The sequence below is a fragment of the Bradyrhizobium sp. PSBB068 genome (genome assembly GCA_016839165.1).
In the GTDB taxonomy this organism is placed as follows: domain Bacteria; phylum Pseudomonadota; class Alphaproteobacteria; order Rhizobiales; family Xanthobacteraceae; genus Bradyrhizobium.
This window is the reverse complement of the sequence record CP069300.1, coordinates 3669263-3682954: the sequence shown is the minus strand read 5'-3', so window position 1 is coordinate 3682954 and position 13692 is coordinate 3669263. Positions and strand designations below refer to the sequence as shown.

Genomic DNA, 13692 nt, shown 5'->3' with positions numbered 1-13692 from the left:
TAGGATCCCCCAACCCCTTCAGGTCCGCGCCTCAGTCGATGATGAAGCCGAAATTGGCCGGCGTCGTGCCGATCGGCTCGGCACGGGCGGCAACGCCGTAGATGCGGTTGACGCGCGCCAGCAGCGCCGACTGCGCGTCGGAGGCCGGGGCGAACCCGTCATCGGGACGGGACAATTCCTTCTGCGCGACCGCGCGCACCACATAGGGCGTCACGATGACCATCAACTCGGTCTCGTTGTTGACGAAGTCCTGGCTCCTGAACAGCTGTCCGAGCACCGGGATCTGGTCGACACCGGGCATGCCGTTGATGGCCTGCTTGGTCTGCTCCTGGATCAATCCGGCCATCGCGATCGAGCCGCCGGAGGGCACCTCCAGCGTGGTGTCGGCGCGACGGGTCTTGATCGAGGGAATCGTCGTGCCGCCCTGGCCGCCGGTCAGCGCGTTGTCCATCGAGACCTCGGAAACCTCGGTCATCACCTTCAGGCTGATGCGCCCCTCGGACAGCACCACCGGGGTGAAGTTGAGCGAGATGCCGAACTTCTTGAAGCTGACGGTCTGGACGCAATTGCCGATCGTGCCGGTCGACGACGTCTGACAGGTGACGCCGGTCGGAATCGGAAACTCGCCGCCTGAGACGAAGGTCGCGGACTCGCCGGAGATCGCGGTGAGGTTCGGTTCGGCCAGCGTCTTGACCACGCCCGCGGTCTCCATCGCCCGCAGCGTCGCGGTGACGGTCGGCACGCCGAGCTTGTTCAGCGCCGCGCCGGTCAGCAAATTGCTATTGAGCGGTCCGTTGTTGGCGGTGAAGGGGTTGGCGTTGTTGAAGACCACCGCGGCGGTGCCGTAGTTCATGTTGGCGCTGAGATCGACGCCGAGCTGCTTGACGACGTCCCTTCGCACCTCGGCGACGGTGACTTTCAGCATCACCTGGTCGCGGCCGCGCACCACGATGGAGTTGACCACCTTGTCGGGGCTTCCGACGAGCTTGGCGGCGATATCGCCGGCCTGCTGGGCCTCGACCGGGCTTGCCACCGTGCCGGTCAGCACCACGCTCTCGCCGACGCCCTCGATCTGCACGCCGGGCAGCATCTGCTTCAGCGCGGCGCGCATGCCGTTGAGATCGCGCTTGATCGCGATGTCGTAGGAGGCGACCTGGTTGCCGTCGGCGTCGAAGAACACCACGTTGGTCTGGCCGACCGCGGCGCCGATGATGTAGGCACGCTGCGCCGAGCGGATCACGGCGTTGGCGATCTTGGGATCGGCGACCAGGACGTCCTTGGCTTCGCGCGGCAGGTCGACCACGACCGACTTGCCGACGCCGAGCGAGACGGAGCGCGTCTTGGCGGCAATGCTGCTCGTCACCGCGACGTCCGCGTTCTTGTCCGGATCGGTCGCGCTGGCGAGGGCGGGGATCAGCATCAGGGCGGTGACCGCCGAGATCGACAGCGAACGGACCAGCGTGGTCCGCTTCGTCAGTTGTGTTGCACCCGTTGTCATATCGAAGCCCCCATCACTTCTGTGTCGTCTGAGAGCTCGGGATGCCGAAGCGCACGACCCTGATGCTCTCGCCCCGCTTCGGGGCATTGTCTCTGGTCTCGTCGGTCTTCTCGTTGACGTCGGCGATGCTGCGCAGCGCCAGCGCCAGCGTGCCGCTCTGCCGCGCGCGCGCGAGCGTCTCGGCCTGTTCCGGCTTGAGCTCGAGGGTCACGGTCTTGCCGACGAGGGAGTTGTTGCCGTCCTTCTCTTTCGGCGCCTGGTCGATCGCCAGCACGCGGACGTTGGACAACAGGATTTCGGTGGTGACGATGTCGCGGCCACCCATTTGCTGATCGAGATTCTTGTCGCGTCGCGACAGGATCACGTCGACGCGGTCGTTCGGCAGGATGAAGCCGCCGGCGCCGGTCTCCGGCGAGATTTCAGTGGAGATCGCGCGCATGCCGGACGGCAGGATCGCGGCCATGAAGCCGCTGCCATTGGCCTTGACCAGCTTTTGCTCGCGGATCGGTTCGCCGATGATGAAGGGAGCGCGCGCGATCGAGCCGATCACGTCGTTCATGGCGTCGGCGTTGGTGTCGTGGCGGATGAACGCGCTGCTGGCGGTCTCGGCCGGCCAACGCTGCCATTGCACGTCCTCAGCCTTGACCGCTTGACCAAGTCCGATGTCGGACTTCGCCACCAGCACCTCGACGGTCGGCAATTGCGCCACGGGCGCCGCGACCGGCGCAGGTTTATTGTCGCCGACGCTCGCGAGATACATGGCCGCGAGGCCTGCGACGCCGGCGATGCCGAGGACCACGATGCGTGCCGTCTTCATGCGATTGTCTGAATGCCCTTACCGCAGGGCAGTCACGTCCTTGCGGCACTGACAGCCCTTCCCGGGAGCATCACTACGGCCGCAAAAGTATAAGGGAACTTGATGGAAGGTCCGGACAATTAAGGGATTGGTGGGGATGGTGAACGCCGGGTTATCGGCGCTCGTCGCATCTCCGCAGAATCCCGGAGATCGTGCATGCTTACCGCCAGCGACGTCGGTGGCAACGCCGCGTCAGGCCGGCCGGTCGTGGTTAATGTCGGCTGACGCGCGCCGACACGCAGCGGGGCAAGGCATCGCTGCGCAATTTCGGAATATTAGAAGTGTGCCCCTGATTTGCCCGACGTGTCAAGCCGTCTCGTCGAACGCCGGCGGCGTCAACGCCTTTGCATGGGGTTGTTTTCGATATTTTGGCGGCGCGCACCTGCGGCGGGGAGTTCCTCCGCCGTCGTGCGTCGATCGCCCTGGATCAGAGCGCGGCCTTCAACGCGGCGAATCCACGATCGAGATCGGCCTTGAGGTCGTCGAGATTTTCGAGCCCGATATGCAGCCGCAGCGTCGGGCCGCCCGGCGACCATTTGGTCGCGGTGCGATAGTCGCTGCAGTCGAACGGGATGGCGAGGCTCTCGAAGCCGCCCCAGGAAAAGCCCATGCCGAACAGTTGCAGCGCGTCGAGCATCGCATCGACCGCGGCCTGCGGCACTGGCTTCAGCACGATGCTGAACAGGCCGGAGGCGCCGGTGAAGTCGCGCTTCCAGATCGCGTGCCCCGGATCGGTCTCCAGGGCCGGGTGCAGCACCCGATCGACTTCGGGGCGTGCGCCAAGCCAGCGCGCCATTTCGAGCCCGGAGCGGTGGTGCTGGGCGAGCCGCACCGACAGCGTGCGGACCCCGCGCAGCGCGAGATAGACGTCGTCGGGGCCGGCGCAGACGCCGAGCAGGCGGATCGCATCCTGAACCAGCGGCCAGGCCTTTGCATTGGCCGCGATGGTGCCGAACATGATGTCGGAATGGCCGCCGATATACTTTGTGCCGGCCTGCATGCTGATGTCGACGCCCTGGTCGAGCGAACGGTGATAGAGCGCCGTCGCCCAGGTGTTGTCGTCGATCATGAGCGCGCCGCGGGCATGCGCCACGGCCGCTATCGCGCGGATGTCGGGCATCTCGAAGGACTGCGAACCGGGCGCCTCGACCAGCACCGCGCGGGTATTCGGCTTGAACAGCGTCTCGATGCCGGCACCGATCAGCGGATCGAAATAGCTGGTCTCGATGCCGTAGCGCTTCAGCATGTTGTCGCAGAAATTGCGGGTCGGCCGATAGGCATTGTCGCACACCAGCAGGTGGTCGCCGGCCTTCAGCGCGGCGAGCAGCGTGGTGCTGATCGCCGCCAGTCCCGACGGGGCGATGCCGACGCCGGCGCATTGCGGGCCTTCCAGCGCCATCAGCACGTCCTGCAGCGCCCGCGTGGTCGGGCTGCCGTGGCGGCCATAGGTAAATTCGGCGCGATGGGCGTGCAGGGCCTCGGCGGTCGGATAGAGCACGGTCGAGCCGTGAAACACCGGCGGATTGACGAAGCCTTTCTGGGCCTTGGTGTCGCGGCCGGCCGTGACCAGGCGGGTCGCGGCGTCTTGTTGCGGGCGGGAGGGCGTGGAGCCGTCGGAGGAGGTCATGGTTCGCTGCCGTTGGACTTTTGACTTTTGCCGCAGCCGTACCGCGTCGGGAGGACGGGACTACGCCGGGAGTTGCTACTAACAAGAGGTAGAAGACACGCGTCAACCCCTTGACCCGGCTCGTCAGTCGCTATGTGATGCGGCGCAACTACCCGTCGCCGCACGTTGAGGGGCCTGCCGCGACCGAGGATCCGTTGCCTGACCGGTTTGCACGCCAAACTGCCGGTTTGATCAGCATGATTTGCTGCAGGGGATCATTGGGATGGCCCGTGAACGCGAGCGATCACAAAGCAAACGTCCAACGGACGACCCTGAAAGGCCCCGCCCATGAAACGCGTATCCCTGGCTGTCATACTTACCGCTGCCGCCGCCCTGTCGGTCCAAGCGGCTTCGGCACAAACCCTCAAGACGGTCAAGGATCGAGGCCAATTGTCCTGCGGCGTCAGCCAGGGGCTGCCCGGATTTTCGGCACCCGACGACAAGGGGAACTGGACCGGGATCGACGTCGACGTGTGCCGGGCGATCGCCGCCGTGGTGCTCGACGACCCGACCAAGGTCAAGTTCGTGCCGCTGTCGGCCAAGGATCGCTTCACCGCGCTGCAGTCGGGTGAGATCGACGTGCTGTCGCGCAATACCACCTGGACGGTGTCGCGTGACACCTCGCTCGGCGCCAATTTCACCGGCGTGACCTATTATGACGGGCAGGGCTTCATGGTGAAGAAGTCGCTCAAGGTCAATTCGGCGCTCGAGCTGAACAGCGCATCGGTCTGCGTGCAGACCGGAACCACCACCGAGCAGAACCTCGCCGACTTCTTCAAGGGCAACAACATGAAGTATGAGGTGATCGCGTTCGGCAGCATCGACGAAGCGGTCAAGGCCTATGAGTCAGGACGCTGCGACGTCTTCACCGACGACGCCTCCGGGCTCTACGCCAGCCGGCTGAAGCTCGCCAGCCCCGCCGATCACATCGTGCTCCCGGAAATCATTTCGAAGGAGCCGCTGGGGCCGATGGTGCGCCACGGCGACGACCAGTGGTTCGACATCGTGAAATGGACGCTGTTTGCAATGATCAATGCCGAGGAACTCGGCATCACCCAGAAAAACGTCGACACGATGCTGAAATCCGACAAGCCGGAGATGAAACGGGTGCTCGGCACCGACGGCAATCTGGGCGAACAGCTCGGCCTCACCAAGGACTGGGTGGTGCGGATCGTGAAGGCGGTCGGCAATTACGGCGAGACCTTCGAGCGCAATGTCGGCACCGGCTCGCCGCTCGGCATCGCCCGCGGCGTCAACAATCTCTGGAACAAGGGCGGTATCCAGTACGCGCCGCCGATCCGCTGATCGATCCCGGCCGACGGCTGCCGCGATGAGCATCGCGCCCCGCAAACCACCGCTGCAATTTGCCCTCAGGCTGAAGCGTGCGCTTGGCGGCAAGGCCGGCTGGAACGGGTTGGCCGCCCAGATTGCCTTCGCCGCGATCCTGGCCTGGATCGCCTACGAGATCGTGGCGAATGCACGCACGAACCTGGAGACCCAGCACATCGCGTCGGGCTTCGGCTTCCTCAATTACAATGCGGGCTTTGACGTCAACCAGAGCCTGATCGCCTACAACAATTCCGACACTTACTGGCGGGTGTTCTTCGTCGGTCTTTTGAACACGATCCTGGTCTCGGTGATCGGAATTGTCTTTGCCACCGTGATCGGCTTCGTCGTGGCGCTGTGCCGGTTGTCGCCCAACCTGCTGTTGTCGCGGATCGGCGGCATCTATGTCGAGATCGTCAGGAACCTGCCGCTGCTGTTCCAGATTCTGTTCTGGTATCTCGCCGTGCTCGCGGCGCTGCCGGCGCCGCGGCAGAGCATCTCGGTCTTCAGCACGTTCTTCCTCAACAATCGCGGCCTGGTCGTGCCGCAGCCGATCACCGAGCCGGGGCTCTATCCGTTCCTGGTCGCGCTCGCGGTAGGCATCGTTTTGGCGCTGGGATTGCGACGCTACGCGCGGCGCGCCCTGTTTCAGCGCGGGCAGATGATCCGGATCTGGCCCTACTTGCTGGGTTGTCTCGTCGGCCTGCCGCTGGTCTCGATACTGATCTTCGGCTGGCCGTTGAAGTTCGAATTGCCGCAGCTGAAAGGCTTCAACTTCGCCGGCGGCGCGCGGATCATTCCCGAATTCGTCGCGCTGACGGTCGCGCTGTCGACCTACACGGGGGCTTTCATCGCCGAAATCGTCCGCGCTGGCGTCCTGTCGGTGCACAGGGGACAGATGGAGGCGGGCTCGTCGCTCGGCCTCAGCCGCGCCGCGACGCTGCGGCTGATCGTGGTGCCGCAGGCGATGCGGGTCATCGTGCCGCCGCTGACCAGCCAGTACCTCAATCTCACCAAGAATTCGTCGCTGGCGGTGGCGATCGGCTATCCGGATCTGGTCTCGGTCTTCGCCGGCACCGCGGTGAGCCAGACCGGGCAGGCGATCGAGATCATCGCCATGACGATGGGTGTCTATTTGCTGCTCTCGCTGACGACGAGCGCGCTGATGAGCGTCTATGGCTGGCGCATCAACCGGAGCATGGCGGCATGACGGATATCTCCGCGCCGTCCTTTGTCCGGCAGGACCTGGTCACCGAGCGCGCAGCGCCGGCGAAGACCACCGGCTTCATCGGCTTCCTGCGCACGCGGCTGTTGAACTCGCCGGGCAACGTCCTGCTCACGATCCTCGGCCTCTTGCTGGCCTGGTACATCGTGATCCCGGCGGTCAAGTTCCTGCTGGTCGACGCGGTGTGGACCGGCAAGGATCGCACCGCGTGCCTCGCCGAACAGGCCGGGCACCAGGTCGGTGCCTGCTGGCCCTATATTCAGGCCAAGCTGACGCAGTTGATCTATGGCTTCTATCCGGAAGCCCAGCGCTGGCGCGTCAACCTGACTTATGGGCTCGGTGCCGCGCTGTTGCTGCCGCTGCTGATGCCGCGCTTGCCGGCGAAGGGGCTGAACTCCGGACTGTTCTTCTTCGCGTTTCCGGCGGTCGCGTTTTTCCTGCTGCATGGCGGCGGCATCGCGGGCTTCGGCGTGAGCTGGACGGCAGGCCTGTTCCAGCTGTTCGAGCAGAGCATTGGCGGCGCCGGTGATCTGCTGGTCAATCTCAGCAAGGGTTCGGCGATCGCCCCGCTGCCATGGGTCCTGGGCAAGCTGCTCGTCCTGGTCGGGGTACTAATCCACTGGCTGATCTTTCCGCTGACCTGGCTGCGCGATCAAATGCAGCTGTCGTCGGTGCCGGTCTGGGGTGATTTCCTCCTTACCGCCGTGATCGTATCCGCCGCGCTGTTTGTGCTCGGTGGCGGCCTGCGCACAGGCCGCAGGGCGCTGATCGGCAGCCTCCTGACGTTTGCCGGGATCGCCGTCGGCATCAAGCTGATGGGGCTCGATCGCGGCGGCTTTCCGATCGTCGACACGCGGCTGTGGGGCGGCCTGCTGGTGACGCTGGTGATCGCGATCACCGGCATCGTCGCCTCGATGCCGATCGGGATTGCGCTCGCGCTCGGCCGCCGCTCGACCATCCCGCTGATCCGGATCTTCTCGATCGCCTTCATCGAATTCTGGCGCGGCGTGCCGCTGATCACGGTGCTGTTCTTCGCGACCTACATGCTGCCGCTGTTCGTGCCGGGCAATTTCGCGGTCGATGGCCTGCTGCGGGCCCTGATCGGCGTGGCGATCTTCACCGGCGCCTATATGGCCGAGGTGATCAGGGGTGGGCTTGCTGCGGTGGCGCGCGGGCAGGCGGAGGCCGCATCGGCGCTCGGCCTGTCCTGGTGGAAGACAACGTCGCTGATCGTGCTGCCGCAGGCGCTGCGCTACGTCATTCCCGGCATCGTCAACAGCTTCATCTCGCTGTTCAAGGATACCTCGCTGGTGTCGATCGTGGCGCTGTTCGACCTGTTGGGTTCGCTGCGGGCGTCGTTCTCGGACCCGAACTGGTCAACGCCGACCACGGCCTTTACCGGCTTCGCCTTTGCCGGGATGATCTATTTCGTGTTCTGCTTTGGAATGTCGCGCTACTCGCTGTTCGTCGAAAACCGGCTCAACGCTCATCGCCGCCACTGAACAAGGTCACCATGTCCACAGCCCCGATCGTCAACATTTCCACGCTGAACAAATGGTACGGCGACTTCCACGTGTTGCGCGACATCAACCTTGAGGTCGGCAAGGGCGAGCGCATCGTGATCTGCGGCCCATCCGGCTCGGGCAAGTCGACCCTGATCCGCTGCATCAACGCGCTGGAGGAATTCCAGGAGGGCGAGATCGTGGTCGACGGCATCGAGCTCGGCCCGAACCTGCGCCGGGTCGACGAGGTGCGGCGTGAAGTCGGCATGGTGTTCCAGAGCTTCAACCTGTTCCCGCATCTTACCGTGCTCGACAATTGCACGCTGGCCCCGATCTGGGTGCGCAACATCCCGAAGAAGGATGCCGAGGCGATGGCGATGAAGTTCCTCGAGCGGGTCAAGATCCCGCATCAGGCCAACAAGTTTCCCGGCCAGATGTCGGGTGGTCAGCAACAGCGCGTCGCGATCGCCCGCGCGCTGACCATGAACCCGAAGGTGATGCTGTTCGACGAGCCGACCTCGGCGCTCGACCCGGAAATGGTCAAGGAGGTGCTCGACACCATGGTCGATCTCGCCAGGGAGGGCATGACCATGCTGGTCGTGACCCACGAAATGGGCTTTGCCCGCGAGGTCGCCAACCGTGTCGTGTTCATGGACGCCGGCCAGATCATCGAGTCGAACACGCCGCAGGAATTCTTCGCCAACCCGCAGCATGCGCGATCGAAGCTGTTCCTGAGCCAGATTCTGAGATGAGCGAACTGGGAGTGGCGAATAGCGAATGGATTCCTCGATTCGCTGCTCACCACTGCTATTTGCGACTCAGACGAACGGCAGCTCGATCTTGCTGCGCCGTTCCAGCCATTCCGGCACCGGTAGATTCTTCGAACGCATGAAGGCCGGGTTGAACAGCTTGGACTGATAGCGGTTGCCGGAGTCGCAGAGGATGGTGACGATGGTCTTGCCGGGGCCGAGCTGCTTGGCAAGCTGGATCGCGCCGGCGATGTTGACGCCGGTCGAGCCGCCGAGGCACAGGCCCTCGTGCTCCAGCAGCTCATAGATGATCGTCACGGCTTCCTCGTCGGAGACCAGGAACGCATCATCGACATTCGCGGTTTCGACAACCGGTGTCTTGCGGCCCAGTCCGATGCCTTCGGTGATCGAGTCGCCCGGGGTCGACTTGACCTGGCCGTTCTTGAACAGTTCGTACATCGCAAAGCCGTGCGGATCGGCGCACGCGGTGACGATGTCCTTGTTCTTTTCCTTCAAATAGCGGCTGATGCCGGCGAGCGTGCCGCCGGTCCCGACCGAGCAGATGAAGCCGTCAACCTTGCCGTTGGTCTGCTGCCAGATCTCAGGTCCGGTCGAGTCGTAATGCGCCTTGGGATTGTCGAGGTTATTCCACTGGTCGGCGAACAGCACGCCGTTCGGCTCGGTCTTGCGCAGCTGATCGGCGAGACGCCTGCCGAGATGCTGGTAGTTGTTCGGATTGGAGTAGGGCAGTTGCGGCGCCTCGACGAGCTCGGCGCCGCACAGCCGCAGCATGTCCTTCTTTTCCTGGCTCTGCGTCTCCGGAATGACGATCAGGGTGCGGTAGCCGCGCGCGCTCGCCACGACCGCAAGCCCGATGCCGGTATTGCCCGCGGTCGATTCGACCACGAGGCCGCCGGGCTTCAGATCGCCGCGCTTTTCGGCCTCCAGGATCATCCCCTTGCCGGCGCGATCCTTGACCGACTGGCCGGGATTCATGAATTCGGCCTTGCCGAGAATGGTGCAGCCCGTCAGTTCGGATGCACGTTTCAGCTTGATGAGGGGGGTGTTGCCGATCGCTTCGATGACGTCTTTGTTGAATGTCATGTCGGGGGTAATCTTTTGCCGGTCAGTGTTTTGCTCTGGCCGGAAACTAGTGTGCCGACGGCAAAAGGGGAAGGCTTTTGCAGTGCGGCGAACGTCGTGTGGCGATCTGCGTTAACCTGTTGTCGGGACCGATCAAGCGCCGCCGGGAACGCTCGTTTCGCGAATGCCCGGCGGCCCGGCCAAATCTTGCTGCAATTCGGCGCGCGACGTCAGATTTGCTGTATGAGCTCAATTCAAGATGAACGCTCGATCTTGTACAGCCCCACATTGAGGGCGCCAATTTCGAAGCCCAGTCTGCAATAGGCCAGATAGTACTCCCACATCCGCTTGAACCTGACATCGAAGCCGAGGGATTCGATTGAAGCCCAGGCGTCGAGGAAACGGTCGTGCCAGTCGGCCAGCGTGCGTGCGTAGCTGTCGGCGAAAAATTCGGTTGAAACCAGCCGCAATCCGGAACTGCTCACCAGCTGCTTGACGATGTCGATGGTGGGCAGCATTCCGCCAGGAAAGATATAGCGCTGGATGAACTCCGGCCGCCTGCGATAGCTTTCAAAGCGACGCTCATCGATCGTGATCACCTGGAGCACCGCGACGCCACCGACACTGAGCCGCTGCCGCAGCTTGTCGAAAAACAGTGGCCAGTAGGTTTCTCCGACCGCTTCCAGCATCTCGATCGAGACGACCCGGTCGTAGCGGCCGGCGGTGTCCCGATAGTCCTCGAGCCGCAGGTCTGATTTGTCGGCAAGGCCTTGCGCGGACAGCTTCTCACGCGCGTAGCCAAGCTGCTCGGTCGACAGCGTCAGTCCGGTGACGTGACAGCGGTGTCGTTCGATCAGGTGTCGTGCCAGCGCGCCCCAGCCGCAACCGATCTCGAGGATTCTCTCGCCGCCGTCGAGTTCGAGCAGCTCGGTGACCCGATCGAGCTTGACCTGCTGAGCTTGCGCGAGGGTCTGGTAGGGCGAGCTGTAGATCCCGGACGAATAGGTCATGCTCGGATCGAGCCAGAGCCGGTAGAAATCATTGCCGAGGTCGTAATGGGCGCGAATGTTGCGCCGGCTACCGCGCCTGGTATTGCGATTGAGCAGGGCATGGCGAAGCCAGTTGAGAGGCTGCGGAGGTCTCAACCGCTCGAACGAGGCCGCGTGGGTCGAACGCGGTGCGGCGGCACTCAGGAACGCGTGGATGTTCGGCGTCGACCACTCGCCGGCAAGGTAGCCTTCAGCAAAGCCCAGATCGCCGCCGGTCAACAGCCGCAGCAGGCATTTCCAACTGTGAATCCTGATATGCACCTGTTCTCCGCCGCGCGAGCCGGAGATCGCAACACCCCGTCCGCCGGGCAACTGCACCAGAATCTCTCCGCAGTCGAGCCGGCGAAACATCCGCCGCAGCAGCACTCCGATCGTCGCGCGCAGCACCGGCGGCCATTCGACGGGCACCCAGCCCAAGGCGGTTCGCTGATGGTCAGTGTGCATGCAAATTCGTCCCTCGCTTGGGTGATCTGGCCGCGAGCGTCATGTCGTCAGCGGGTGGATTCGGGCGGTCACGAAAGCGCAAGCCCTTCAGCCAAAGCCTCGCCGCCTCCCAATGGATCGCGAGCATGACTTTGACGGTCACAAGCGGAATCCCAAGGAAATTGCGCAACAATGTCCGATCGCTCAGTGACTGGCGTGACGCAACCAGGCATGCGCTAAGCATCGTTTCGCCGCCTTCGCTCGCGGCGATGGCGAGCGCAAAATGCTCGGCCGGCAGGTTCAAGCGGAAATGATAGGTTTGGTTCATGGCCATGAACGGCGACACGTAGAAGGTCTTGTTGCAGTCGTGCCGGATGCCTGTGTCGCCAGCGTCGGCCGCCGCCACATAAGCGTGGCGTGCGCCGAACGTGTTGTGAACCTGATAAACGATCGCCGCGAGCTGGCCCGAGTTTCGGTAGCAGAAATAGAGGCTGAGGGGATTAAAACTGTAGCCGAGTGTCCGCGGCATGCAGAACAACTGAATCCGCCCGCCGGCCAGATCGATACCCGCTTGTTCGAGATGCCGCTCGATCTGAGCGCGCAGTGGCGTTGCTCCGGCGTCGCCGTGATCGCGGTCGTACAGTGCGAACAGGTTGAACCGGTTGTGCGAGAGAAGCCGCAACCGAGAGCTGAGCGTTGGCATCTCGTCGAGATCGAGCAGCAGCCAGAACACACGGTAACGAAAGCGATGCGTCGTCGGCCGCAGCCGCCGATGCATCACGCCACCGCGATAGAGACAGGAGCGCAGCGTCATGGCTGCAGCTCCGGTTCAGGCAAGGATCTGGTGTTGGCGGCGAGCACAATGCGTCCGGATTCGTTCGGCACGTTCCACGGCCTGCGTACGTTGCCGAGTTGCTCGGCGACCGCAAGCCCGGATTGCAGCCCGTCTTCGTGGAAGCCGGCGCCGAAATGCGCGCCGCAGAACCAGATGCCTCCGTCGCCTTGCAACGACCATAGCCGGCGCTGCGCGGCAATCGCGGCTGCATCGAAGATCGGGTGCTCGTAGACCTCCGTCTGATGCAGCGTGTCCGCGCGCGGTGGACGGGCAGGATTGAGCGTGACGAACAGCGGCAAATGCCCGGGGATGCCCTGCAGCCGGTTCATCCAATAGGTGACACCGACCGGCCCGCTGCACTCGCCGCGGGATCCGACATAATTCCAGCTCGACCATGCGAGACGCCGCCGCGGCATGAACGTTTGATCGGAATGGAGGACGGCAAGGTTGCGGCTGTAGCGGAACGCACCGAGCAATCCGGATTGATCTGGCGTGGGCTCGTCGATCGTCGACAGCGCCTGATCCGCATGCGTTGCCAGCACCACATGATCGTATGGCCGTGTTTCGCCGTGAATGTCGGTCACTGTCACACCGCGTGCCGACCGTCGTATCCTGGTCACGCCGCAGTCGAGCTTGATCCGGTCCGCGAATGGCTCGACCAGTCGCTGTACGTAGACACGGCTACCGCCGGTCACGGTTTCCCATGGCGGACGACTGGTCAGCTGGAGCAGCCCGTGATTGTGGTGGAATCGAATGAAGGTCGCCGCGGGGAAGGCGAGAATTTCCTCCGGGGGCGCCGACCAGATGGCGCTTGCCATCGGCAGCAGGTGGTCGTCGCGGAACGCGGAACCAAAACCGCCTTGCGCCAGATAGTCGCCGAGGCTGATCGTCTCGTCACCCAGCAACGTCGCGTCGCGTGTCGCGCGATCGTAGAACCGGACAAGGTCGCGCAGCATCGACCAAAAGCGCGGACGCAGCAAATTGCCGGGCTGAGCAAGCAGGCCCGAGAGGCCGGTCCCGGAATATTCGAGATCGCCCTGGTCAAGAGAAACCGAGAGCGACATTTCCGAAGCTTGTGTGGGAACGCCGAGATGCCGGAACAGCGCGGTAAGGTTAGGGTAGGTTTTCCGGTTGAACACGATGAAGCCGGTATCCACGGCGACGCGTTGGCCGCCAAGGGACGCCGTCACGGTGTTGGAATGCCCGCCGATCCGATCGGATTTCTCGTAGACGGTCACATCGTGCCGCTGGCTCAGCAGCCAGGCTGCCGAGAGGCCGGAAATGCCGGTTCCGACTATGGCGACGTTCAATTTGCCGTCGGTCCTCAACGATGATCCCTCTTCGATCCGCGAGCGCGCCGGCCCCTTGCGCCGGCTGGCGTCATCGATAGGAACGACTGATCTTGAGGGTTGGATCACCGGCAGTGATCCAACCGCGGACCGACGGCGTTCCTGTTGCATGCAAACCGCCCTACGACATA

Annotated in this window: 11 protein-coding genes; 4 read left to right on the top strand and 7 right to left on the bottom strand. The window is 63.7% G+C overall.

What is annotated here, in order from left to right; all coding sequences use genetic code 11:
• Positions 1 to 31: 31 nt before the first annotated feature.
• The 3 genes from JQ507_16985 to metC form a co-directional block, all read right to left on the bottom strand.
• Positions 32 to 1498 (bottom strand): type II and III secretion system protein family protein, encoded by a 1467-nt coding sequence (locus JQ507_16985; protein QRI73037.1) that lies wholly within the window; start codon positions 1496 to 1498, stop codon positions 32 to 34.
• Between the two features lie 13 nt (positions 1499 to 1511).
• A complete protein-coding gene (cpaB, locus tag JQ507_16980) occupies positions 1512 to 2315 on the bottom strand; it encodes a Flp pilus assembly protein CpaB (protein QRI73036.1) in 804 nt (267 codons plus the stop codon).
• A gap of 466 nt (positions 2316 to 2781) precedes the next feature.
• The gene (gene metC, locus JQ507_16975; GenBank protein ID QRI73035.1) at positions 2782 to 3981 is read right to left on the bottom strand and encodes a cystathionine beta-lyase; all 1200 of its coding nucleotides are present in this window, start codon (positions 3979 to 3981) and stop codon (positions 2782 to 2784) included.
• Between the two features lie 327 nt (positions 3982 to 4308).
• On the opposite strand from metC, the gene JQ507_16970 reads away from it, so the two are divergent.
• The 4 genes from JQ507_16970 to JQ507_16955 are packed head-to-tail and all read left to right on the top strand — an operon-like array spanning position 4309 to position 8825.
• Positions 4309 to 5325, top strand: a complete 1017-nt coding sequence (locus tag JQ507_16970) for an amino acid ABC transporter substrate-binding protein (protein ID QRI73034.1) — start codon at positions 4309 to 4311, stop codon at positions 5323 to 5325.
• A gap of 25 nt (positions 5326 to 5350) precedes the next feature.
• Entirely contained in the window at positions 5351 to 6556 is a 1206-nt protein-coding gene (locus tag JQ507_16965; protein ID QRI73033.1) for an ABC transporter permease subunit, read from the top strand.
• A complete protein-coding gene (locus JQ507_16960; GenBank protein ID QRI73032.1) occupies positions 6553 to 8073 on the top strand; it encodes an amino acid ABC transporter permease in 1521 nt (506 codons plus the stop codon). Before JQ507_16965 ends, JQ507_16960 begins: the two co-directional genes overlap by 4 nt.
• Positions 8074 to 8099: 26 nt before the next feature.
• On the top strand, positions 8100 to 8825 hold the full coding sequence (locus JQ507_16955) for an amino acid ABC transporter ATP-binding protein (protein QRI73383.1): 726 nt from the start codon (positions 8100 to 8102) through the stop codon (positions 8823 to 8825).
• Between the two features lie 66 nt (positions 8826 to 8891).
• Here JQ507_16955 and JQ507_16950 read toward each other — a convergent pair whose 3' ends face one another.
• The 4 genes from JQ507_16950 to JQ507_16935 form a co-directional block, all read right to left on the bottom strand.
• Positions 8892 to 9926, bottom strand: a complete 1035-nt coding sequence (locus tag JQ507_16950; GenBank protein ID QRI73031.1) for a cysteine synthase A — start codon at positions 9924 to 9926, stop codon at positions 8892 to 8894.
• Positions 9927 to 10159: 233 nt separating this feature from the next.
• Positions 10160 to 11398, bottom strand: a complete 1239-nt coding sequence (locus JQ507_16945; protein QRI73030.1) for a class I SAM-dependent methyltransferase — start codon at positions 11396 to 11398, stop codon at positions 10160 to 10162.
• Complete coding sequence (locus tag JQ507_16940; protein QRI73029.1) at positions 11388 to 12191, bottom strand: DUF1365 domain-containing protein; 804 nt, start codon at positions 12189 to 12191, stop codon at positions 11388 to 11390. The genes JQ507_16945 and JQ507_16940 overlap by 11 nt, the downstream gene beginning before the upstream one ends.
• Positions 12188 to 13672 (bottom strand): NAD(P)/FAD-dependent oxidoreductase, encoded by a 1485-nt coding sequence (locus JQ507_16935; GenBank protein ID QRI73382.1) that lies wholly within the window; start codon positions 13670 to 13672, stop codon positions 12188 to 12190. Before JQ507_16935 ends, JQ507_16940 begins: the two co-directional genes overlap by 4 nt.
• Between the last annotated feature and the right edge of the window lie 20 nt (positions 13673 to 13692).

Excerpts from the sequence above, each read along its gene's own strand:
- JQ507_16940 (QRI73029.1), bottom strand. The coding sequence starts at position 12,191 with ATGACGCTGCGCTCCTGTCTCTATCGCGGTGGCGTGATGCATCGGCGG.
- cpaB (QRI73036.1), bottom strand. The coding sequence starts at position 2,315 with ATGAAGACGGCACGCATCGTGGTCCTCGGCATCGCCGGCGTCGCAGGC.
- JQ507_16965 (QRI73033.1), top strand. The coding sequence starts at position 5,351 with ATGAGCATCGCGCCCCGCAAACCACCGCTGCAATTTGCCCTCAGGCTG.
- JQ507_16935 (QRI73382.1), bottom strand. The coding sequence starts at position 13,672 with ATGCAACAGGAACGCCGTCGGTCCGCGGTTGGATCACTGCCGGTGATC.
- JQ507_16945 (QRI73030.1), bottom strand. The coding sequence starts at position 11,398 with ATGCACACTGACCATCAGCGAACCGCCTTGGGCTGGGTGCCCGTCGAA.
- JQ507_16950 (QRI73031.1), bottom strand. The coding sequence starts at position 9,926 with ATGACATTCAACAAAGACGTCATCGAAGCGATCGGCAACACCCCCCTC.
- JQ507_16970 (QRI73034.1), top strand. The coding sequence starts at position 4,309 with ATGAAACGCGTATCCCTGGCTGTCATACTTACCGCTGCCGCCGCCCTG.
- metC (QRI73035.1), bottom strand. The coding sequence starts at position 3,981 with ATGACCTCCTCCGACGGCTCCACGCCCTCCCGCCCGCAACAAGACGCC.
- JQ507_16985 (QRI73037.1), bottom strand. The coding sequence starts at position 1,498 with ATGACAACGGGTGCAACACAACTGACGAAGCGGACCACGCTGGTCCGT.
- JQ507_16960 (QRI73032.1), top strand. The coding sequence starts at position 6,553 with ATGACGGATATCTCCGCGCCGTCCTTTGTCCGGCAGGACCTGGTCACC.